This window comes from Dactylosporangium sp. NPDC048998 (genome assembly GCF_043197855.1).
Classification (GTDB): Bacteria; Actinomycetota; Actinomycetes; order Mycobacteriales; family Micromonosporaceae; genus Dactylosporangium.
Map to the genome: position 1 here is coordinate 513,769 of NZ_JBICTV010000005.1, position 20,541 is coordinate 534,309.

Sequence of the window (20,541 nt, forward strand, 5' to 3'; positions counted from 1 at the left end):
GTTCCCGCCGGGTGACGGGCTCAGCCTGCGAACAGCAGGAACAGGCCAGCCACCGTGTACACCACCATGAGGCCCAGCAGCGGCAGCTGTCCCGTGACCGCCTGCGCGCGCGGGAACAGCCGCAGGGCACGGTCGTGGGCGAGCACCGTGCCGACCAGGTGGCCGAGCACGATCACCGTCACCTGCAGGTTGGCGACGCCGGTCGGGGTGATGATCCCGCCGTACACCTGGAAGTCCTCGGCGCCGAACAGCAGCGCGACCGTGCGCTGGCCCTCCAGGACGAACAGCGACCAGTAGTGCGCGACCACGTAGCCGATCGCGATCGGCACGATCGAGTGGGCGAGCTCGCCCGGCGTGCGGTCCGCCGAGGTGCGGCCCCGGCGCCCGGCGGCCCGGGTGGCGGTCCGGTACGCCGCGGCCACCGCTCCGATGACCGCCAGCAGGCCCAGCGTGCCGGTGACCGGGGCGGGCAGGCCGTTCTCCTGGGTGAAGCGCAGCCAGAACAGGGCGCCGGACATGGCGTCGTAGAACGTCGCGCCCAGCAGGACCACGACGACGGCGACCAGGCCGGGCGCGGCGTTCAGGCCGGCGATGCCGTCGAGCGGGTTGCGCCACACGAGCGCGCCGTCGGGGCGGCGCCCGACGATCGCGAGCCGGCCGACGAGGTCGCCGAGCGCCTCGAACGCATCGCCGCGGTCGAACCAGGCGGTGCCGTAGACGAGGCCGCCGGCCAGCATCGCCGCCGCGTAGACGGCCAGCCACGTGCCGAACACCGGGAGCGTGGCGCGGTCGGGCGCGACGAGCTCGAGCCAGGCGAAGGCGAACAGCCCCGCGGCGGCCGGCCAGTACCCGAGCCCGGCGGGCAGCGGGCGGCCGCCGTCGCGCCGGATCAGGCCCACGATCGTGCGCAGCGGGTTGAGCCTGCGCCAGACCGGGCCCAGCAGCAGCGACAGCGGGACGAGCCCGATCCAGAAGAGGACGTACACCAGGCCGGCGGCGGGGTTGTCCTCGTCGTCGGGCTTCGTGAACTGCACCAGCAGTACCGCGGCGAGGAGAACGCCCGCGATGCGCAGGGGCCAGGCGAGGGCCCCGGCCGCCCTCGACAGCCAGGCGGGCACGGGGCGGCCCGCGCCGGGGTCGAGGCGCGGCTCCCGCCAGGCGACGCCCAGCACCACGAACGACACCACGAGCGCGAGCGCGGCGCCGATCGCCAGCTGAGCCACGGTCAGCGGCAGGTCCTGCCGCCCGCCCACGCCGTGGGCGAGCACGTCCGCCGGGCCCACTCAGCGCACCACGAGCTGGAACAGCACCAGGTGCGACTTGTGCGTCTCGATCTCGAACAGGCCGGTGCGGTCGGCGGTGAGCGTGATCGTGCCAGGCTGCCCGGCGGGGAGGGCGATCTCGACGTCGTAGCCGTGGACGTGCAGCTGGTCGGCCTCGTCGCTGGTCACCGTGATGCGCACGACGTCGCCCCGGGCGACCTCGACGCGCCCGGCCGGCGGGTTGGCCCGGCGCTTGGCGATGGTGTACACGAGGTCCTTGTTCACGGCCTGCGGCGGCGGCACCGGCGAGCCGGTGGCGGCCGGTGGCGACGGCGCGTCGGATCCCGGGCCCGCGGCGGTGGTGGACGTCTGCGCCGCCGGGGCCGCGGTGGTCGGGGCGGCGGCGGGGGAGGGGTCGTCGCCGCAGGCGGCGGCGAACGCGAGCAGCGCGGCGAGCGCGAGGCCGGCGCGGGCGGTCGGTCGGGCGTTCGGCAACGGTCGGTCTCCCGTCGGCGGCGGGTTTGTCAGGGCTGTGAATTTAGCGGCTTGTCGCGCGCTGCGGAACCCGCCATCATGTGTCGATGCGTTTGCCGGTGCGCGGATTGGCCGTCCTGGCGGTCGTCGCCGCCCTGCTGCTGCCGGCGTCCCCGGCCGCGGCGCACGGCCAGCTCGCCATGTCCGACCCGGTCGCCGACAGCACGGTCGGCCAGCCCAGGGCCGATCTGACGCTGTACTTCACGGAGATGCCCGCCTCGTACGCCTGGTTCACGGTCACCACCCCGTCCGGCCGGCGCGTCGAGGGCGCGTGGCGCACGGGCCAGCCGAAGCGCCTCGACAAGCCGGTCACGGAGTACTTCCTGGTCGACGGCAAGTTCGAGCCGCGCGTGTTCAACACCGGCTACCCGGCGGTCATCGACGTCTCGCACTGGCCGGAGCAGGGCGGGTACACGGTGGCGTACCAGTCCGTGGCCTCGGACGGCGAGCCGGTCAAGGGCACGCTGAAGTTCACGTACTCGGGCCAGGTCACGCAGCCCCCGCCCGGCTGGACCGCCCCGACCTCGGGCCCGTCGGAGGAGTTGGCCCGCGCGCAGTCCGGCGCGACCGCGACGCCCTCCTCGACGCCCGGCCTGCTCTCGGACGTCGGCACGGCGCCGCCCCCGGCGCCACGCGCGGCTCCGCGGACCCCGTTCGTGCTCACCGACTGGCTGATCCCGGGCGCGATCATCGTGGGCGTCGCCTTCATGATCGTGGCCGCGGCCCGTCGCTCTCCGGTGGCGGCGCCGAAGAAGAAGCGCCGTAGGGTGCCTGTTCGCGGCTGAAATGCGGAAAATCCGATAAGTCGGGCACTTCGTGCCGCGACTTATCGGATTTATCGGTTATGCCCGTCCTGCCGCCACAGCCACATCGCGCGGGTGCCGGGCGGCGCCGCCGACGTCTCCGGCGCCATCGGCGGCAGCCGCGGCGGAGCCTGGGTGACCAGGGCGATCGTCGCGACCGTCGCGAGCAGCACGCACAGCGCGGCCTGGGCGGCCGAGTCCAACCAGCGCCGCATGCCCGCCCCATCGGCAGGCCGCCGCCCATCGTGAGGGTCACACCGCTTCACGTTGACGGCCCCGGGGCCGGTGGGACACGATGGCCGGGAGCGGTATGCGGAGGAACCCGGTGCGAATCCGGGACGGTCCCGCCACTGTGACCGGGGAGTCGTCCCTCAATGCACGGGCCACGGCCGAGCCATGCCAGATCATGGGCCGGAAGGTCGAGGTGCGGCGGCGATCCGGGAGTCAGGAGACTCCGGCCGCTGTTGCTCCAGCCACCTCGCGGGCGCGGACCCGCCGAAGGGATGTGTGCCCGTGACGCCGCCGTATCCGTTCTCGGCCGTCGTCGGCCTGGCCGACCTGCGCCTGGCGCTGCTGCTCACCGCCGTGTCGCCGGCGATCGGCGGGGTGCTCGTGCGCGGTGAGAAGGGCACCGCCAAGTCCACGATCGTGCGCGCCCTCGCCGCGCTGCTGCCCGAGGTCGAGGTCGTCTCCGGCTGCCGGTTCGCCTGCGACCCTGCCGCGCCCGACCCCGGCTGTCCCGACGGCCCGCACACGCCCGGCGCCGGCTTCGGGCGCCGCCGCTCCGCCCTCGTCGAGCTGCCCGTCGGCGCCACCGAGGACCGGGTCGTCGGCACCCTCGACCTGCAGCGCGCGCTCGGCGACGGGGTCAAGGCCTACGAGCCCGGACTGCTGGCCGCCGCGCACCGGGGCGTGCTGTACGTCGACGAGGTCAACCTCCTGCCCGACCACCTCGTCGACCTGCTCCTCGACGCCGCCGCGATGGGCCGTGCGCACGTGGAGCGCGACGGGGTCTCGGTCAAACACGCCGCCCGGTTCCTGCTCGTCGGCACGATGAACCCGGAGGAGGGCGAGCCCCGCCCGCAGTTGGTCGACCGGTTCGGCCTCGTCGTCGGCGTCGCCGCGCCGCAGGAGGCCGCGCCGCGCGCCGAGGTGGTGCGCCGTCGCCTCGCCTACGAGGCCGACCCCGCCGCGTTCGCCGCCCGCTACGTCGAGGCGGACGCCGCGCTCGCCGAGCACATCGCCGCAGCCCGGGCCCGCCTCGGCGCGGTCGCGCTGCCCGACCGGGAGCTGGACCGGATCGCGCGGATCTGCCTGGCGTACCGCGTGGACGGCCTCCGCGCCGACATCGTCGTCGCGCGGACGGCGGTGGCCCTGGCGGCGTGGCACGGCCGGACCGTGGTGACGAGGGACGACGTGCGCGACGCCGCGCGGCTGGCGCTGCCGCACCGCCGGCGCCGGGACCCGCTCGATCCGCCGGGCGCGGACCGTGACCGCCTCGAGGAGGTCCTGGACCAGGAGGCCGGTCCGGACGACGACGATGACCCGCCGGGCGGCGGCTCGCCTGACGACGACGGCGGCCCGAGGCCCCCGGACGGCGCCCCGGAAGGCTCGCCGGGCGACTCCGCGGAGGCTCCGGCAGGCGTTCCCGACGGCGCCGAGGGCCGGTCGGACGGCGCCGATGCCGGCGCTCGGCCGAGTACCGACGCCGCGCGTTGGCCCGACCCGCCTGGGACGAATCGCCCGGATGCTGATGTTTCGGATAAATCTGATTCGCCCCGCGAATCGGATTTATCCGACTTATCGGGTATGTCGCAAGAGGGGGGCGTCGGGGCGCCCGGTGCGCTGGCGTTCGCGGGCCTGCCGTACAAACCCAGGCTCCTCAGCATCGCCGGGCGCGCCAATCGGCAGGCGGGCGCGCACGCCGGACGCCGATCGCCCGCGCTCTCGCGCCACGGGCGGGTCGTGCGCTCCCGCGCCCCGCTCGGCGGCAAGCTCACCAGCATCCACGTGCCCGACACCGTGCGCGCCGCCGCGCTGCGCGGCGCCGCCCGGGCCGAGGCCCGCGACGTGCGCGAGGCGGTCAAGGTCGGCCGCGAGGCCAACCTCGTGCTGTTCGTCGTCGACGCGTCGGGCTCCATGGCGGCGCGCCAGCGGATGAGCGTGGTGAAGACCGCGATCCTGTCGCTGCTGCGCGACGCCTACCAGCGGCGGGACAAGGTCGGGATGATCGCGTTCCGGGGGCACGATGCCGCGCTCGTCCTGGAGCCCACCGCCAGCCACGAGGTCGGCGTGCTGCGCCTCGCCGAGCTGCGCACCGGGGGCCGCACGCCGCTGGCCGCCGGGCTGCGTCAGGCCGCCCGCACGCTGCACGGCGAGCGCCGCCGCGACGCCCGGCGCCGGCCGTTGCTCGTCGTCGTCACCGACGGCCGCTCGACCAGCGGGCCCGACCCGCTGAGTGTCGTACCGCTGCTGGCCGGGGTCCCCGCCGTCGTCGTCGACTGCGAGTCCGGCCCGATCCGCCTCGGCCTCGCGCGCCGCCTCGCCGCCGCGCTCGAGGCGTCCTGCATTCCGCTGACGAGCCTGGGAGCCTGAGTTGCCGCAGGGAAAAGTCGATAACGTACCCGACGACGGGCTCACCACCCGCCAGCGCCGCCGCCAGCACGTGCTCGCCGTGCACACCGGCCAGGGCAAGGGCAAGTCGACCGCCGCGTTCGGCATGGCGCTGCGCGCGTGGAGCGCCGGCTGGCCGATCGCCGTGTTCCAGTTCGTGAAGAGTCCGAAGTGGAAGGTCGGCGAGGAGACCGCGCTGCGCGCGCTCGGCGAGACCGGCAAGGGCGGCGCCGTCGTGTGGCACAAGATGGGCGAGGGCTGGTCGTGGATCCAGCGCCCCGGCACCGAGCGCGACCACGCCGCCGAGGCCGCCGAGGGCTGGGCCCAGATCAAGCGCGACCTGGCCGCCGAGGCGTACCGGTTCTACGTGCTCGACGAGTTCACGTACCCGATCAAGTGGGGCTGGGTCGACATCGCCGACGTCGTCGAGACGCTGCGCGAGCGCCCCGGCAACCAGCACGTCGTCGTCACCGGCCGCGACGCCCACCCCGACCTGATCGACCTCGCCGACCTCGTCACCGACATGACGAAGGTCAAACACCCGATGGACGCCGGGCGAAAAGGCCAGCAGGGCATCGAGTGGTAGCCCGGATCGTCATCGCGGCGCCCGCCTCCGGCCACGGCAAGACCACCGTCGCGACCGGGCTGCTCGCCGCGTTCGCCGCGCGCGGGGTCGCCGTCGCGCCGTTCAAGGTCGGCCCCGACTACATCGACCCCGGCTACCATGCCCTCGCCGCCGGCCGCCCCGGCCGCAACCTCGACCCGGTGCTCGTTGGCGAGGAGCTCATCGCCCCGCTGTTCGCCCACGGCGCCGCGGGCGCCGGCCTGGCCGTCATCGAGGGCGTCATGGGCCTGTACGACGGGCGCACCGGCGCCGGCGAGCTCGGCTCCACCGCGCACGTGGCCCGGCTGCTCGACGCGCCCGTCGTCCTCGTCGTCGACGCGACCGCGCAGGCGCGCTCCGTCGCGGCGCTCGTGCACGGGTTCCGGTCGTTCGGGCCCGGCGTCCGCATCGCGGGCGTCATCCTCAACCGCGTCGGCTCCGACCGGCACGAGCAGATCCTGCGCGACGCCTGCGCCGAGGTCGGCACCCCCGTCCTCGGCGTGCTGCGCCGCCACGACGCCGTCGCCGCGCCGTCGCGGCACCTCGGGCTCGTCCCCGTCGTCGAGCGCTCCGCCGAGGCCGCGGCGTCCGTCGCCGCCCTCGCCGAGCTCATCGCCGCGAGCGTCGACCTCGACGCCGTGCACGCCGTCGCCCGCTCCGCGCCCGAGCTGACCACCACGCCGTGGACGCCGTCCGTCGCCCCGCCCGCGCCCGGCGCGCCCGTCGTCGCCGTGGCCGGGGGCCCCGCGTTCTCCTTCGGGTACGCCGAGACCGTCGAGCTGCTCACCGCGGCCGGCGCCCAGGTGTCCACAGTGGACCCGCTGCGCGACGAGAGCCTCCCGCCCGGCACGCGCGCGCTCGTTGTGGGCGGTGGCTTCCCCGAGGTGTACGCCGAACAGCTCTCCGCCAACGCCCCCCTCCGCGACGCGGTGGCCGCCCTGGCCGGGTCGGGCGGCGCGATCGCCGCCGAGTGCGCCGGGCTGCTCTGGTTGTGCCGCAGCCTGGACGGCCGCCCGATGTGCGGCATCCTGGACGCGGACGCCGCCATGACGCCACGCCTGACCCTCGGGTACCGCGACGCTGTTGCCGTCGCCGACAGCGTCCTCGCCCCGGCCGGCACCCGGGTCACCGGCCACGAGTTCCACCGCACGCAGATCACCCCGGCCGCCGGCGCGACCCCCGCGTGGGCCTGGCGCGAGGCCCGCGACGGCTTCGTCACCGGCGGCGTGCACGCGTCCTACCTGCACCTGCACTGGGCCGGTTCGCCGCGGCTCGCCTATCGTCTGGTGGCGTCGTGCGTTTAGTGGTCGGCATCGGCGCCCGCCCCGGTACGACCCCGGCCGAGGTCCTGTCGCTGCTCACGGAGTCGTTGTCCACATTGGACGACGTGGTCGCCGTGTCCACAGTGGACTCCCGTGCCGATCTGGCCGCCTCGGTGGCGGCGGTGCCGGGGTGGGAGGTGGTAACCTTTGCGGCAGAGGAGCTCGCTGCCGTGCCGGTCTCATCGCCATCGGCACGGGTGGCGTCGGCCCTTGGCACTCCCAGTGTCGCGGAAGCGTCAGCGCTTCTGGCGGCGGCCCGAAGGGACTCGGGTGGAGCGCCCGCCGGCGCGGCGGTCCTCATCGTCGGGAAGCGGTCATCGCCATCTGCGACCATCGCCATCGCAGCAGCCGCCCCCGAAGTCACCGTCGTGGGAATCGGCGCTGACGCCTACGCCGGCCTGACCGAAGCGGGCCGGAACGCCATCGAGACCGCGGACGTCGTTTTCGGCGGCGCGCGCCAATTGGCCCTGCTCCCGCCTCATCGCGAGCGGCCAGACCGCGGCGCGCTCTCGAACAGCGGCGCCCTGTCGGACCGTGTCGCGCTCTCGTCCCGCGGCGCCCTGTCGGACGGTGGCGCGCTGTCGGACAGTGTCGTGCTCCTGGGCGACGACGTGCTGCCTGTTCACGGCGTGCAGCCGAGCGACGGCGCGCTCTCGGACGGTGGCGTGCTGTCGGACCGTGGCCCGCTGTCGGACGGCGGTGTGTCGCCGGGGCGTGGGGTCGACTCGCAGCAGGTGTGCGGCGTTGATTGGCAGGAGCGCATTGCCTGGCCGTCGCCCCTCGTGCCGGCGTTGCCGCGGTTGCTTGCGGAGCAGTATGGGCGGCGGGTGTGCGTGCTCGCCAGCGGCGATCCTATGCACTACGGGATCGGGACCACGATCGTGCGCATCCTCGGGGCCGCGCACGTCCATGTCGTGCCGCACCCCTCGTCGGTGTCGCTCGCCTGTGCGCGGCTCGGATGGGCGGTCGAGGACGTCGACGTCGTCAGCGCCGTCGGGCGGTCCGTGGACGTGCTGCGACGATATCTGCACGACCGGCGGCGGGTGCTCGTGCTCGGCGTCGACGGGGGCACGCCGCGGGAGGTCTGGCGGATCCTCGAGGAGACCGGGTTCGAGGGTAGCGACGTCACGATCCTCGAGTCGCTCGGCGCCGGCGACGAGCGGATTCACCGCGACCCGGACGCGGCGCGGGCGCTGCACATCGTCGCCGTCGAGTGTCGGGGTGCGGGTGGGGCGCCGGTCGTGCCGGGGCTGGCCGACGCGCGGTACGACAGTGACGGGCAGCTTACCAAGCGCGAGATCCGGGCCGTCACGCTCGCCGCGCTCGGGCCGCGGCCCGGGGAGCTGCTCTGGGACGTCGGGGCCGGGTCGGGCAGCATCGCCATCGAGTGGCTGCGGGCGCACCGGGCCTGCCGCGCCGTCGCCGTCGAGCGGGACGAGGTCAGGGCGGGGCGGGTCGCGGGCAACGCGCGGCGGCTCGGGGTGCCTGGGCTGTCGCTCGTCGTCGGGGCGGCGCCCGAGGCGCTCGACGGGCTCGAGGCGCCCGACGCCGTGTTCATCGGGGGCGGGTTCACCGTGCCTGGCGTGTTCGAGCGGTGCTGGGGCGCGCTGCGGCCAGGCGGCCGGCTCGTCGTCAACGCGGTCACCGTCGAGTCGGAGCGGCTCGTCGCCGAGCTGCACGCGGCGCACGGCGGGGAGCTGACCCGCATCGCCGTCAACCGGGCCGCGCCCGTCGGCGGGTTTCTGGGCTGGAGACCGATGATGCCGGTCACGCAGTGGGTGGTGGAGAAATGACCGTGTACTTCATCGGCGCCGGGCCGGGCGCCGCCGACCTCATCACCGTGCGCGGGCGCGACCGCATCGCGTCGGCGCCGGTGTGCCTCTACGCGGGCAGCCTCGTGCCGGTCGAGCTGCTGCGGTACTGCCCGCCGGGGGCCCGGCTGGTCGACACCGCCGACCTCGACCTCGACCAGATCCTCGCCGAGCTGCTCGACGCGCACGCCAAGGGGCTCGACGTGGCCCGGCTGCACTCCGGGGACCCGTCGGTGTTCAGCGCCATGGCCGAGCAGCTGCGGCGGCTCGACGCGGCGGGGGTGCCGTACGAGATCGTGCCCGGCGTGCCGGCCTTCGCCGCCGCGGCCGCCTCGCTCAAGCGGGAGCTGACCGTGCCCGGCGTCGCGCAGACGGTCATCCTGACCCGCACCGCGGCGCGGGCCACGCCGATGCCGCCGGGGGAGGAGCTGGCCACGCTCGCCGCGAGCCGGGCGACGCTGGTGCTGCACCTGGCGGTACAGCGGATCGGGGAGCTCGCCGCGGAGCTGACGCCGTGGTACGGCGCCGACTGCCCGGCCGCCGTCGTCGCCTACGCCAGCCGCGCCGACGAGCTGATCCTGCGCGGCACCCTGGCCGACATCGCCGAGCAGGTGCGCGAGGCCGGCATCAGGCGTACCGCGGTCATCGTCGTCGGCGCGGTGCTGACCGCCGAGGAGTTCCCCGACAGCCACCTGTACTCGACGACCCGCCCCCGCCCGGGCCGGGGTTAGGTGCCGAGGCGGGGGAACGGGCGGGTGGAGAAGACGACCTCGACCGGGACCTCGAAGTATTCGGCGATGCGCAGCGCCAGGTGCAGGCTTGGGCTGTACTCGCCGCGCTCCAGGTATCCGATCGTCTGGTAGTGCACGCCGAGCGCGTCGGCGAGATCCCGCCGGGACACCTTCCGCTCGGCGCGCAGCATCGCGATCCGGTTGTGGATGACCTCGCTCATGCCGGAACCTCCGCTGCGCTCCGGCGGCGGCATGAGCTGAACCTGCGCCGATGATGAGCGGCCCCTCCGCTTCGCTCCGGACCGCTCATGCCCGCCGCGCCATGCGACGCAACACTACCGGGGCTATCACGAAGCCCAGTAGTGCCCATCCGCCGAGCACCGCGACCGTCTCCGCGTGTCGCCACGAGCCGCCGAGCTCGGCGAGCGCCAGGTGATCCGGCAGCAGGGCGGAGCGCATGCCCAGGCCCAGCCAGTACACCGGGAAGACCTGCGCCACGGCCTGCACCCAGCCCGGCAGGGCGGTGATCGGGTGGAAGATGCCCGAGATCCCCAGCAGGCCCATGACCGGCAGCGTCAGCAGGCCGATGCCGCGCACCCCGGCCGACAGGGCGCCGACGATCGCGCCGAACGGCAGCAGCGCGACCAGCCCCAGCGCGACGACCCACAGCAGCGTCGCCCAGGACGTCGCGCGGCCGACCGCGAGGCCGTCGAAGACCAGGGCGGCCGGGACCAGCATGAGCACCAGGCAGGCGACCGTCACGCCGGCGCGGCTCAGGACCTTGCCGACGAGGTACCCGCGCATGCCGTCCGGCACCGCCTTCATCCGCAGCAGGGTGCCGTCCTCGCGCTCCGTGGTCAGCGCCATCGACAGGCCCAGCAGCCCGGTGTACACGATGCTGAACCCCAGGATCCCGGGCACCGCCTGCGCGCCGAGCGAGAAGTCCGTGCCCGGCACCGTCCGGCCGCGCAGCATGTACATCACGACCAGCGCGATGACCCACAGCCAGACCTCGCCCCACAGGTCCCAGGCACTGGTCACCTTCTGCCGGAACTCGATCCACCCGCGCCGCATCCCGGCCTCGAGCGCGCCGAAAGCGTTGCTCATGACTGCACCATCCTCAGGTAGGCGTCCTCGAGCGTCGCCCGGCGCACCTCCAGGTCCGCGATGGCGTCGCCGTACTGCGCGAACAACTCCCGCACGTACGCCGTGGCGTCCGCGCCCTCCGCCGAGTGCACGAAGAACTCGCCGCCCCGGCTGTACGTGATCTCCGAGCGCCGCGGCACGCCGCGGGCCAGCTCCGCCGGGCTGCCCTCGGCGACCACCCGCCCGCCGGCCAGGATGACGATGCGGTCCGCGAGCTTCTCCGCCTCGGCCAGGTCGTGCGTCGTCAGCAGGATCGACGTGCCGTCGAGGTCGGCGAGCCGGTGCACCAGCTCGTGGAACTCCTGGCGGGCCTGCGGGTCGAAGCCCGTCGTCGGCTCGTCCAGGAACAGCAGCTCCGGCCGCCCGACGAGCCCGATCGCCACGTCCAGCCGGCGCCGCTGGCCGCCCGAGAGCGTGTCGAGCCGCTGCCCGGCCTGGTCGGCGAGCCCGACGAGGGCGAGCAGCTCGTCGCTGCCCAGGATCCCGCCGCGGTACCGCGTGTAGAAGCGCCCCAGGTTGTCCAGCAGCTCGCCCGCGCGCCACCGTCCGTGATCCCGCCACGACTGCAGCACGATCCCGAGGCGCGCCCGCCAGGCCTCGTCCCCGCCGATCGGGTCGACGCCGAGGACGCGCACCTCCCCGCCGGTGCGCCGCCGGAACCCCTCCAGGATCTCCAGCGTCGTGGTCTTCCCGGCCCCGTTCGGCCCGAGCAGCGCGAGCACCTCGCCCCGCCCGAGCCGCAGATCGACGCCGTGCAGCACCTCGGCGTCCCCGTACCGCATCCGCAGTTGCTCGACCTCGATGACTGCATCCATGCGACGGAAGATAGCACTTGTACTACATTCAGCCGCAATCCATTTAGACTGCAAGCATGCGGTGGGCGGTGATCCTGACGGTCGTCGCCCTGTGCGTCGGGGTGCCCGGCGCGCCGGCCGCCGCCCGGGCCGGGGGCGCCCAGGAGGTCTGCCGGATCACCGACCCGGCCGTCGTCGAGGCGTCCGGGCTGGCCGCGCTGCCCGGCGGCGGATACGTGGTGGAGAACGACTCCAACCCCGAGCCGCGCCGGATGCGCCTGTTCTACCTCGGCCCGGACTGCTCCGTGACGCGCAGCGTGGGATACCCGACGACGGCCCGCGACCCCGAGGACCTCGCCGTCGACCGCCGGGGCGTGGTCTGGATCGCCGACATCGGCGACAACAGCCCGCTGACCGGCGGCTCCGGCAAGCGCCGCGACACGATCGCGCTGTGGACCCTGCAGCCTGGGGCGAAGAGCATGAAGATCCATCGGCTGCGGTACCCCGACGGCGTGCCCCGCGACGCCGAGGCGCTGCTCATCGACGGCGCCGGCCGGCCCGTGATCGTCACCAAGGACCCGGGCGGCGAGGTGTACCGGCTGGACACCCCGCTGCCGACGGACAACGCCGAAGGCGCGCCGCTCACGCTCGTGGGCCACTTCAAGCCCTCGCACGTCGGCACCGAAAACCCGTTCGGCTTCATCGGCAGCGCCCTCATCACCGGCGGGGCGGTGTCGCCCGATGGGACGAGGGCGGTCGTGCGCACCTACGCCGACGCCTACGAGTTCGACGTCACCGACGGCGACGTGGCGCGGGCGATCACGACCGGCACGCCGACGGTCACGCCGCTGCCCGGCGAGCCGCAGGGCGAGGCCATCGCCTACACGCCGGACGGCAACAGCTTCCTGACCGTGTCGGACCAGCAGGGGCCGGTGAGCATCCTGCGATACCCGGTCGACAGAAAGCCGTCGCCGAGCGTGAGGCCGGCGGCCAGCGCGTCTGTCCCGGCGCCGGCCTCGCCGGTCGCGGGCCCGGTGCGCGACCGGCGGGCCCGCGGTGCGCTGCTGACCGGGGCGTTCGTGGTGGTGGCGCTCGGCCTGGTGGCCGCCGTCGCCCGGAGGGTGCGTCGCCGGTGACCCCCCTCGGTGTCGACGCGCATTCGTTCGCGTGACACGATCGCTACCGAGGGATCAAGGGGGAGGGCAGGACTGCGGTGGTGCGCATCGAGGTCGAGCGGGCGACGACGCGCGACATGCGCCGGCGCAACCGTTCGACGCTGCTGTCGGAGCTGTTCTTCCGGGGGCCGCTGAGCCGGCACGACCTGAGCCGCATCACCGGGCTGAGCGCCGCGACCGCGAGCAGTGTCACCGCCGAGCTGCTGCACGAGGGCCTGATCATCGAGGCCGGCCAGATCGAGTCCGACGGCGGCCGCCCGCGGGTGCTGCTGCGGGTCAACCCCGACTTCGGCCGGCTCGTCGGCGCCGACGTGGGGGAGACCGGCGTCAAGGTCGAGCTGTTCGACCTCGCGATGACCCGGCTGGCCACGGTCGACGAGCCGCTGCCGTCCTCGCGCCCCGACCCGTCCGCGGTCGCCGGGCAGCTCGAGGCCGGCATCCGCGAGGTGCTCACCGGCATCGACGCCGGCGCGCTCATCGGCATCGGCATCGGCGTGCCGGGCACGGTGGAGCAGGCCGACCCCGCCCGGGTGTATGCGCCGACGCTCGGCTGGCGCGGCGTCTCCTTCCACGACCTGCTGCGCGAGCGCGGCATCACCGCCCCGCTGTTCGTCGAGAACGGCGCGAAGACCCAGGGCCAGGCTGAGATGTGGTTCGGCGCCGGGCGCGGCGCCGGAAACGCCGTCATCGTGCTGGTCGGCTCCGGCGTGGGCGCCGCAGTGATCACCAACGGCACCGTGTACCGCGGCGCGAGCAGCAGCGCCGGCGAGTGGGGCCACACCACGGTCGTGTACGGCGGCCGCCAGTGCCGCTGCGGCGCGCGCGGCTGCCTCGAGGCCTATGTCGGCGCCGAGGGGATTCTCGACCGGTACCGCACCCTCGACCCGACCCGGCCCGCCACGGACGGCGAGATCGCCGACGTGACCGCGCTCATCGCCGCCGACACCCCGGCCGCGGCCGAGACGCTGGCCGAGACCGCCGGCATCCTGGGCGCCGGCATCGGCAACCTCGTCAACCTGTTCAACCCCGAGCGTGTGGTACTCGGCGGCTGGGCCGGCCTGGCCCTGGGCGCGAGGCTGCTGCCGCAGATCCGGGCGGCGGCGCAGGAGCAGGCGCTGGAGCACCCGTTCGGCCAGGTGTCGATCGAGCTGTGCGAGCTGGGCCCGGACGCGGTCGCGTTCGGCGCCGCGACGCTGCCGATGGCCGAACTCCTGCGCCGCGCCTCCCGCCCCTGACCGCCGCCCGGTCCCGGCTATCGCGCAGCGGCCGCCAGGCCCACCTCGTGGGCGACCCGGGCGGCGAGGTCGGGATCGACCCGGGCCCAGTAGTCGCGGACCGCGCGCTCCTGGATGCTGCGCTCCACGCCCTGGCGCAGATGCCAGGCGATGTTGCCGGCCAGGTGTTCCCGGTCCGTGGGCGTCATCACGTCCCGGTAGAGCGTGCCGGGCTGGACGAAGTCGTCGTCGTCGCGGTGCGCCGCGTAGGCCGTGCGCATGATCTCGGCCGACTCCACGAACCAGCTCGGGTCGCGGTAGCGGTAGGGATCGGCCCGCGGACCCCCGTAGCTGTTCGGCGCGTACACCGGCTGGTCGCCGTTGTGCCGGTACCGCATCGGCCCGTCCTTGTTGTAGTTGCGCACGTCGTTGCGCGGCTGGTTGACCGGGAGCTGGCCGTAGTTGGGCCCGGTGCGGTAGCGGTTGGAGTCGCCGTAGGCGAACATCCGGCCGAGCACCATCCGGTCCGGACTCGGCCCGATGCCGGGCACCATGTTCGACACCTCGAAGCCGGCCTGCACGATCTCGGCGAAGAAGTTCTCGGGATTGCGGTTGAGCACCAACCGGCCGATCGGGATCGTCGGGTAGTCCTCGTGCGGCCAGACCTTGGTGATGTCGAACGGGTTGAAGCGGTAGCCGGCCGCCTCCTCGTACGGCATGATCTGCATCTCGAGCCGCCACGACGGATACTCCCGGCGGCCGATCGCCTCCCACAGGTCGCGTCGGTGACAGTCCAGATCCTCGGCGCGCATGGCCCGCGCCTCGGCGTCGGTCATGTTCTGGATGCCCTGCTCGGTCTTGAAGTGGTACTTGACCCAGAACCGCTCGCCCCCGGCGTTCTGCCACATGTACGTGTCGCTGCTGTAGCCGTTCATGTGGCGCCAGTTGCGCGGGGTGCCCCGGTCGCTCATCAGGACCGTCACCTGGTGCGCCGACTCCGGCGAGAGCGTCCAGAAGTCCCACTGCGCGTTGTTGCTGCGCAGCCCGTTGTTCGGCATGCGCTCCTGCGAGTGGATGAAGTCCGGGAACTTCATCGGGTCGCGGACGAAGAAGACCGGCGTGTTGTTGCCGACCATGTCGTAGTTGCCCTCTTCCGTATAGAACTTGAGGGCGAAGCCGCGCACGTCCCGATCGCTGTCGGGGTAGCCCTCCTCGCCCGCCACCGACGACAGGCGGGCCAGGACCGGCGTGCGTTTGCCGACCTTGTTGAGGAAGGCGGCCTTGGTCCATTGCGTGACGTCGGCGGTGACCTCGAAATAGCCGAAGGCGCCGCCGCCCTTGACGTGGTAGACGCGATCGGGGACGCGTTCGCGGACGAAATGGGCGAGCTTCTCGACCAGGTAGGCGTCCTGCAGCAGGTTGGGCCCGGCCGGGCCGACGGTGAGCGAGTGCTCGTCGCTCGCGACGGGGATTCCGGTGTCAGTGGTGGTTTGCGGTGTTTGGTCGGTCATGCGCGCGCGGCTACCCGGACCTCGGTGCCTCACACCGGCCCGCGATGAGGATCTGCCCCAGGGCGGACGCCGACCGCGAACGGTAGCGACCCGATCCACGGGGCGTTCGGATGATCAATCAGGTTCAAGAGCGACTGAACGGCAGACTTTTTTCGCCTCTTTTTTCGGCTCTTTTATTGACGCGTGATGAATCCTGGTCATAGCCTGCCCTCAATCTAGAAGGGCACTTAACAGATAGTCGCCCAGTCGGTGCCCTACCGGCCCACCCCCATCCGAAAGGCCTCCCCATGGGCAGATCCCGCCTGATCCGCCGCGGTGCGCTCGTCGCCGCCGTCCTCGCCGTCGTCGGCGTGGTCGGTGTGGTGGCGATGAGCCCCGCGTCCGCCGCCAGCACCGGAACCATCACCGGCATCGGCGGCAAGTGCGTCGACGTCGCGGGGGCCGCGACGGCGAACGGCACGAAGATCCAGCTGTACACCTGCAACGGCACCGCCGCGCAGCAGTGGACCGTCGGCGACGACGGCACGATCCGGGCGCTCGGCAAGTGTCTCGACGTCGCCTCGGCCGGCACGGCCAACGGCACGAAGGTCCAGCTCTGGGACTGCAACGGCACCGCCGCGCAGCAGTGGACCTACACCGCCGGGCACGACCTGGTGAACCCGAACGCCAGCAAGTGCCTCGACGCGACCGGGCAGAGCTCCGCCGACGGTACCGCGCTGCAGATCTGGACCTGCGGCGGCACCGCCAACCAGAAGTGGACGATCAACGGCGGCGGCACGCCCCCGACGACGAACCCGCCCACGACGAACCCGCCGACGAGCAACCCGGCGATGGGCGCGGCGCCGTACGCGTACCTCGGCTGGGGCAACCTGCCCGACCCGCGCACCATCATGAGCGCCACCGGTGTCAAGTGGTTCACGATGGCCTTCATCCTGTCCAACGGCGCCTGCGACCCGCTGTGGGACGGCAACCGGCCGCTGACCGGCGGGCAGGACCAGACCACCATCAACAACATCCGCGGCGCGGGCGGCGACGTCGCCGTGTCGTTCGGCGGCGCCAGCGGGCCGTGGCTGGAGCAGACGTGCAGCAGCGCGAGCGCGCTCGCCGCGGCGTACCAGAAGGTCATCAACGCCTACGGGCTCAAGGCGATCGACATCGACATCGAGGGCAGCGTGTACAACAACGCCACGCTGCAGCAGCGCACCATCGACGCGCTGAAGACGGTCAAGGCCAGCAACCCGAACGTGGCCGTCTACGTCACGTTCCCGAGCGACCGCACCGGGCCGGACTCGTCGATGATCAACCGGGCGGCGGCCAGCGGCCTCACCGTCGACGCGTGGACCATCATGCCGTTCGACTTCGGCGCGGCGGGCCAGAACATGGGCAACCTGACGATCCAGGCGGCCGAGGGCCTGAAGAACGTCATCAAGAACGGCTATCACTACACCGACGACCAGGCGTACCGGCACGCCGGCATCTCCTCGATGAACGGCATCACCGACGCCGGCGAGACGGTCACCGTGGCCGACTTCCGCACCATGCTGGCCTACGCGCAGCAGCACCACATCGCCCGGTTCACGTTCTGGTCGGCCAACCGCGACCGGCCGTGCAACGGCGGCGGCACCGGCGCCGACACCTGCAGCGGTGTCTCGCAGGCGGCATGGGACTACACGCGGGTGATCGCCCAGTACCAGGGCTGAGGCCCGGACGAACGGGTGCCCCGGTAAGCGGACGGCCGGGGCACCGGCACCAAAGGAGGGCGGGCCGGCCGGACACCCGAAGCACGCTTCCCGGCCGGCCCGTCCGCCTGTGTCAACTGCGCGACAACCGTTGCCGTGCAAGGAAGTGAGGTAGGACACGATCGATGTCGGTTGGCATACATCCGGGATTCAACGGCGTCCGGGCGCGCATACGTTGCTCAGCGTCCAACGCCGACATCGCGTGCTGTACGCGGTACCACATAGAAAGTATCCCGATGAAGCGTCTGCTGCCCGTGTTCTCCGTCGCCTGCGCCGCCCTGCTGCTCACCGCGGCGTGCGGTGACGACAAGAAGTCCGACGCCCCCGCCGCCGCGGACTCCGCCGCGCCGGCAGCCTCCACCGCCGCGTCCGGCGCGCCCTCGGGCAGTGCCGCGCCGTCGGGGTCGGCCAAGGCCGGCGCCTCCGGCGCGGCGGGCAAGCTCAGCTTCGCCGCCGTCGGCAAGCTCACCGGCGAGCTGTTCACGAAGGACCCGGACTGCCCGCTCGGCCAGTGGGACGCCAACTCCACGGGCGTGGCGATGAAGTACCGCTCGGCCGTGGCCAGCTTCAAGCAGTTCGACTGCTACGCGAAGAAGGGCGACGCGATGCCGCACCGCGGGCAGCAGGCCATCTTCGTGGAGTTCAAGGCCGCCAACGCGGCGAAGGCGTACGCGCAGGACCAGGCCTCGATGTACCCGACCCTCATCGTCGGCACCACCGTCGTCGTGGGCGGCACCGGCCTGAAGGAGACCGACATGAAGGCGTGGCTCGAGTCCGTCAACGAGACCGCGGGCGGCGCGGGCCAGATCCTGTCCTAGGCGGAACCTTAAATTTGCAGGCCAGCACCTTAATTTGAGTCTTGTATTGACTCTGGTCCGGGGCGGGAATAGCCTCCGGTGGATCTGTTAGGCAACCTTGCAGATCGCCCGCCCCGGACCCACCCGACCCGGGTCCGCGCGGGCGCCCGCCCAGAAGGGACCCCCAGTGACCCCCTCCACCAGGACCAGGCGACGGCCCCGCCTGAGGATCGGTCTCGCCGCCACGGCGACCGTCCTGGCCGCCGTCGGCATCGGCATGTTCGCCATGAGCAGCGCGTCGGCGGCCACCGTCGGCCAGATCACCGGCTACGGCGGCAAGTGCGTCGACGTCGCCGCCGCCAACAGCGCCAACGGCACGCAGGTGCAGCTGTACACCTGCAACGGCACCGCCGCCCAGCAGTGGACCGTCGGCGACGACGGCACGATCCGCGCGCTGGGCAAGTGCCTCGACATCGCCGCGGCCAGCAGCGCCAACGGCACCAAGGTGCAGATCTACGACTGCAACGGCACCGCCGCGCAGAAGTGGGCGTACCAGGGCGACAAGACGCTCCGCGCCCTGGGCAAGTGTCTCGACGCGACCGGCCCCAGCTCCGCCGACGGCACGCCGCTGCAGATCTGGGACTGCGCCGCCAGCGCCAACCAGCAGTGGAACCTCCCGGGAGGCACCACGCCACCGCCCACCAGCACGCCGCCGAACACCGGCAACCCGGACCTCGGCCCCAACGTGTCGATCTTCGACCCGTCGATGTCGGCGTCGACCATCCAGAGCAAGCTCAACTCGGTCTTCAGTGGACAGGAGACCAACCAGTTCGGCTCGCAGCGCTACGCGCTGCTGTTCCGGCCGGGCACGTACAACGTCGACGCGAACGTCGGCTTCTACACCCAGGTCGCGGGCCTCGGCCTCTCCCCGGACCAGGTCACCATCAACGGTGCCGTGCACGCCGAGGCGGACTGGTTCGGCGGCAACGCGACGCAGAACTTCTGGCGCTCCGCCGAGAACCTCTCGGTCACCCCGACCGGGGGCAGCGACCGCTGGGCCGTGTCCCAGGCCGCCCCGTACCGCCGCATGCACGTGCGCGGCAACCTGATCCTCGACGACGGCGGCTGGTCCAGCGGCGGCTGGATCTCCGACTCGGTCATCGACGGGCAGATCCGCTCCGGCTCGCAGCAGCAGTGGATCACCCGCAACTCCAACATGGGCAGCTGGACCGGCTCGAACTGGAACATGGTCTTCGTCGGCGACACGAACGCGCCGAGCGGCAACTTCCCCAGCCCGCCGTACACCCGTGTCACGCAGACCCCGGTCGTGCGTGAGAAGCCGTTCCTCTACGTCGACGGCGCCGGCGCCTACCAGGTGTTCGTGCCCGCCCTGCGCACCAACTCCGTCGGCAACTCGTGGCAGAGCGGCAACTCCGGCAGCTCGATCCCGATCAGCCAGTTCTACATCGTCAAGGCCGGCGCCACCGCGGCGAGCATCAACGCGGCCCTGGCCGCCGGGCAGAACCTGCTCTTCACCCCCGGCGTCTACCACGTCAACGACACGATCCGCATCACCCGCGCCAACACCGTGGTCCTCGGCCTGGGCCTGGCGACGATCGTGCCGGACAACGGCGTGACCGCGATGAGCGTCGCCGATGTCGACGGCGTGAAGGTCGCCGGCATCCTCTTCGACGCCGGCACCACCAACTCCGCGGTGCTCATGGAGGTCGGCCCGAGCGGCTCGACCGCCGACCACTCGGCCAACCCGACCTCGCTGCACGACGTGTTCTTCCGCATCGGCGGCGCCGCGGTCGGCAAGGCCACGGTGAGCCTGCGGATCAACAGCAACAACGTGATCGGCGACCACGCCTGGATCTGGCGCGCCGACCACGGCAACGGCGGCACCGTCGGCTGGAACACCAACACCGCCGCCAACGGCCTCGTGGTCAACGGCAACAACGTCACGTTCTACGGCCTGTTCGTCGAGCACTACCAGCAGTACCAGGTCATCTGGAACGGCAACGGCGGCCGCACGTACTTCTTCCAGAACGAGATCCCGTACGACGTGCCGAACCAGTCCAGCTGGTCCAGCGGCGGCGGGGCGCAGGGCTGGGCGGCGTACCAGGTCGCCGCGAACGTCACCTCGCACGAGGCGTGGGGGCTGGGCAGCTACTGCTACTTCAGCACCAACCCGAGCGTCGTGCTGGGCCACTCGTTCGAGGTGCCCCAGAACGCGAACGTCAAGTTCCACGACATGGTGACGGTGTCTCTCGGCGGCACCGGCACGATCGCGCACATCATCAACAACACGGGCGGCCCGTCGAACTCCTCGACCAACGTGGCCAACCTGGTCAACTACCCGTAAGTCGGCACGGCCCGACAGCGGCGGCCCCGGTCTTCCGGGGCCGCCGTTCGCTACAGCCCCGGCGTCGACGGCTCGGCGCCCTCGATCGGGCACTCCGGCCGGACGCGGACTGAGGCGCCG

18 protein-coding genes, 1 pseudogene and 1 riboswitch are annotated in these 20,541 nt (G+C 72.8%); of the genes and pseudogenes, 12 read left to right on the top strand and 7 right to left on the bottom strand.

Translation table 11 applies throughout. From position 1 onward, the window contains the following. Positions 1–20 precede the first annotated feature (20 nt). Together ACGFI8_RS16170 and ACGFI8_RS16175 are read right to left on the bottom strand one after the other, a co-directional pair. Positions 21–1,283, bottom strand: coding sequence for a hypothetical protein (locus ACGFI8_RS16170; protein WP_392805119.1), 1,263 nt, complete (start codon positions 1,281–1,283; stop codon positions 21–23). Next, positions 1,284–1,757 carry a hypothetical protein gene (locus tag ACGFI8_RS16175; RefSeq protein WP_392805122.1) on the bottom strand — a complete coding sequence of 158 codons (474 nt, stop codon included), beginning with the start codon at positions 1,755–1,757 and terminating at the stop codon, positions 1,284–1,286. A gap of 86 nt (positions 1,758–1,843) precedes the next feature. On the opposite strand from ACGFI8_RS16175, the gene ACGFI8_RS16180 reads away from it, so the two are divergent. Further along, the gene (locus tag ACGFI8_RS16180; protein ID WP_392805124.1) at positions 1,844–2,581 is read left to right on the top strand and encodes a copper resistance protein CopC; all 738 of its coding nucleotides are present in this window, start codon (positions 1,844–1,846) and stop codon (positions 2,579–2,581) included. Between the two features lie 50 nt (positions 2,582–2,631). On the opposite strand, the gene ACGFI8_RS16185 is transcribed toward ACGFI8_RS16180, so the two are convergent. Next, positions 2,632–2,814: a hypothetical protein gene (locus ACGFI8_RS16185; protein WP_392805127.1), complete on the bottom strand. Its 183-nt coding sequence runs from the start codon at positions 2,812–2,814 to the stop codon at positions 2,632–2,634. 100 nt (positions 2,815–2,914) lie between these two features. Beyond that, a riboswitch (cobalamin riboswitch) is annotated at positions 2,915–3,054 on the top strand. A 58-nt stretch (positions 3,055–3,112) separates the two neighbouring features. On the opposite strand from ACGFI8_RS16185, the gene ACGFI8_RS16190 reads away from it, so the two are divergent. The 6 genes and pseudogenes from ACGFI8_RS16190 (at position 3,113) to cobM (ending at position 9,680) form a co-directional block, all read left to right on the top strand. Then, a complete protein-coding gene (locus ACGFI8_RS16190) occupies positions 3,113–5,194 on the top strand; it encodes a VWA domain-containing protein (RefSeq protein WP_392805130.1) in 2,082 nt (693 codons plus the stop codon). A 1-nt stretch (position 5,195) separates the two neighbouring features. Further along, positions 5,196–5,798: a cob(I)yrinic acid a,c-diamide adenosyltransferase gene (cobO, locus tag ACGFI8_RS16195; RefSeq protein ID WP_392805133.1), complete on the top strand. Its 603-nt coding sequence runs from the start codon at positions 5,196–5,198 to the stop codon at positions 5,796–5,798. Continuing rightward, entirely contained in the window at positions 5,792–7,120 is a 1,329-nt protein-coding gene (locus ACGFI8_RS16200) for a cobyrinate a,c-diamide synthase (protein ID WP_392805135.1), read from the top strand. Before cobO ends, ACGFI8_RS16200 begins: the two co-directional genes overlap by 7 nt. After that, positions 7,120–7,422, top strand: a pseudogene (locus ACGFI8_RS16205) (cobalamin biosynthesis protein); the annotation flags it as partial. The gene ACGFI8_RS16200 and the pseudogene ACGFI8_RS16205, both read left to right, overlap by 1 nt. A gap of 84 nt (positions 7,423–7,506) precedes the next feature. Continuing rightward, a complete protein-coding gene (cbiE, locus tag ACGFI8_RS16210; RefSeq protein ID WP_392805413.1) occupies positions 7,507–8,931 on the top strand; it encodes a precorrin-6y C5,15-methyltransferase (decarboxylating) subunit CbiE in 1,425 nt (474 codons plus the stop codon). After that, positions 8,928–9,680, top strand: coding sequence for a precorrin-4 C(11)-methyltransferase (gene cobM / locus ACGFI8_RS16215; RefSeq protein ID WP_392805138.1), 753 nt, complete (start codon positions 8,928–8,930; stop codon positions 9,678–9,680). Before cbiE ends, cobM begins: the two co-directional genes overlap by 4 nt. Here the strand turns inward: cobM and ACGFI8_RS16220 are convergent. From ACGFI8_RS16220 to ACGFI8_RS16230, 3 genes are all read right to left on the bottom strand, one after another. Beyond that, positions 9,677–9,901 carry a helix-turn-helix transcriptional regulator gene (locus tag ACGFI8_RS16220; RefSeq protein ID WP_392805141.1) on the bottom strand — a complete coding sequence of 75 codons (225 nt, stop codon included), beginning with the start codon at positions 9,899–9,901 and terminating at the stop codon, positions 9,677–9,679. The genes cobM and ACGFI8_RS16220 overlap by 4 nt on opposite strands. An 85-nt stretch (positions 9,902–9,986) precedes the next feature. Beyond that, entirely contained in the window at positions 9,987–10,787 is an 801-nt protein-coding gene (locus tag ACGFI8_RS16225; protein WP_392805144.1) for an ABC transporter permease, read from the bottom strand. Then, positions 10,784–11,641, bottom strand: coding sequence for an ABC transporter ATP-binding protein (locus tag ACGFI8_RS16230; protein WP_392805147.1), 858 nt, complete (start codon positions 11,639–11,641; stop codon positions 10,784–10,786). Before ACGFI8_RS16230 ends, ACGFI8_RS16225 begins: the two co-directional genes overlap by 4 nt. Before the next feature lie 56 nt (positions 11,642–11,697). Here ACGFI8_RS16230 and ACGFI8_RS16235 point away from each other — a divergent pair, with 56 nt between their 5' ends. Next, on the top strand, positions 11,698–12,756 hold the full coding sequence (locus ACGFI8_RS16235; RefSeq protein ID WP_392805149.1) for a hypothetical protein: 1,059 nt from the start codon (positions 11,698–11,700) through the stop codon (positions 12,754–12,756). Between the two features lie 80 nt (positions 12,757–12,836). Next, the gene (locus tag ACGFI8_RS16240; RefSeq protein ID WP_392805151.1) at positions 12,837–14,030 is read left to right on the top strand and encodes an ROK family protein; all 1,194 of its coding nucleotides are present in this window, start codon (positions 12,837–12,839) and stop codon (positions 14,028–14,030) included. 17 nt (positions 14,031–14,047) lie between these two features. Here the strand turns inward: ACGFI8_RS16240 and ACGFI8_RS16245 are convergent, their stop codons facing one another. Continuing rightward, positions 14,048–15,520: a catalase gene (locus ACGFI8_RS16245; protein ID WP_392805153.1), complete on the bottom strand. Its 1,473-nt coding sequence runs from the start codon at positions 15,518–15,520 to the stop codon at positions 14,048–14,050. A gap of 287 nt (positions 15,521–15,807) precedes the next feature. Between ACGFI8_RS16245 and ACGFI8_RS16250 the strand changes: the two genes are divergently transcribed. From ACGFI8_RS16250 to ACGFI8_RS16260, 3 genes are all read left to right on the top strand, one after another. Continuing rightward, a complete protein-coding gene (locus tag ACGFI8_RS16250) occupies positions 15,808–17,220 on the top strand; it encodes a ricin-type beta-trefoil lectin domain protein (RefSeq protein ID WP_392805155.1) in 1,413 nt (470 codons plus the stop codon). 275 nt (positions 17,221–17,495) lie between these two features. Beyond that, positions 17,496–18,077 (top strand): hypothetical protein, encoded by a 582-nt coding sequence (locus ACGFI8_RS16255; protein ID WP_392805158.1) that lies wholly within the window; start codon positions 17,496–17,498, stop codon positions 18,075–18,077. 166 nt (positions 18,078–18,243) lie between these two features. Beyond that, positions 18,244–20,421, top strand: a complete 2,178-nt coding sequence (locus ACGFI8_RS16260) for a ricin-type beta-trefoil lectin domain protein (protein WP_392805160.1) — start codon at positions 18,244–18,246, stop codon at positions 20,419–20,421. The last annotated feature ends 120 nt before the right edge of the window (positions 20,422–20,541 follow it).

Bases quoted from the DNA above. Each gene is read 5' to 3' on its own strand.
- ACGFI8_RS16220 (WP_392805141.1), bottom strand. From the start codon at position 9,901: ATGAGCGAGGTCATCCACAACCGGATCGCGATGCTGCGCGCCGAGCGG.
- ACGFI8_RS16235 (WP_392805149.1), top strand. From the start codon at position 11,698: ATGCGGTGGGCGGTGATCCTGACGGTCGTCGCCCTGTGCGTCGGGGTG.
- ACGFI8_RS16245 (WP_392805153.1), bottom strand. From the start codon at position 15,520: ATGACCGACCAAACACCGCAAACCACCACTGACACCGGAATCCCCGTC.
- cobM (WP_392805138.1), top strand. From the start codon at position 8,928: ATGACCGTGTACTTCATCGGCGCCGGGCCGGGCGCCGCCGACCTCATC.
- ACGFI8_RS16180 (WP_392805124.1), top strand. From the start codon at position 1,844: ATGCGTTTGCCGGTGCGCGGATTGGCCGTCCTGGCGGTCGTCGCCGCC.
- ACGFI8_RS16250 (WP_392805155.1), top strand. From the start codon at position 15,808: ATGGGCAGATCCCGCCTGATCCGCCGCGGTGCGCTCGTCGCCGCCGTC.
- ACGFI8_RS16185 (WP_392805127.1), bottom strand. From the start codon at position 2,814: ATGCGGCGCTGGTTGGACTCGGCCGCCCAGGCCGCGCTGTGCGTGCTG.
- ACGFI8_RS16255 (WP_392805158.1), top strand. From the start codon at position 17,496: ATGAAGCGTCTGCTGCCCGTGTTCTCCGTCGCCTGCGCCGCCCTGCTG.
- ACGFI8_RS16230 (WP_392805147.1), bottom strand. From the start codon at position 11,641: ATGGATGCAGTCATCGAGGTCGAGCAACTGCGGATGCGGTACGGGGAC.
- ACGFI8_RS16225 (WP_392805144.1), bottom strand. From the start codon at position 10,787: ATGAGCAACGCTTTCGGCGCGCTCGAGGCCGGGATGCGGCGCGGGTGG.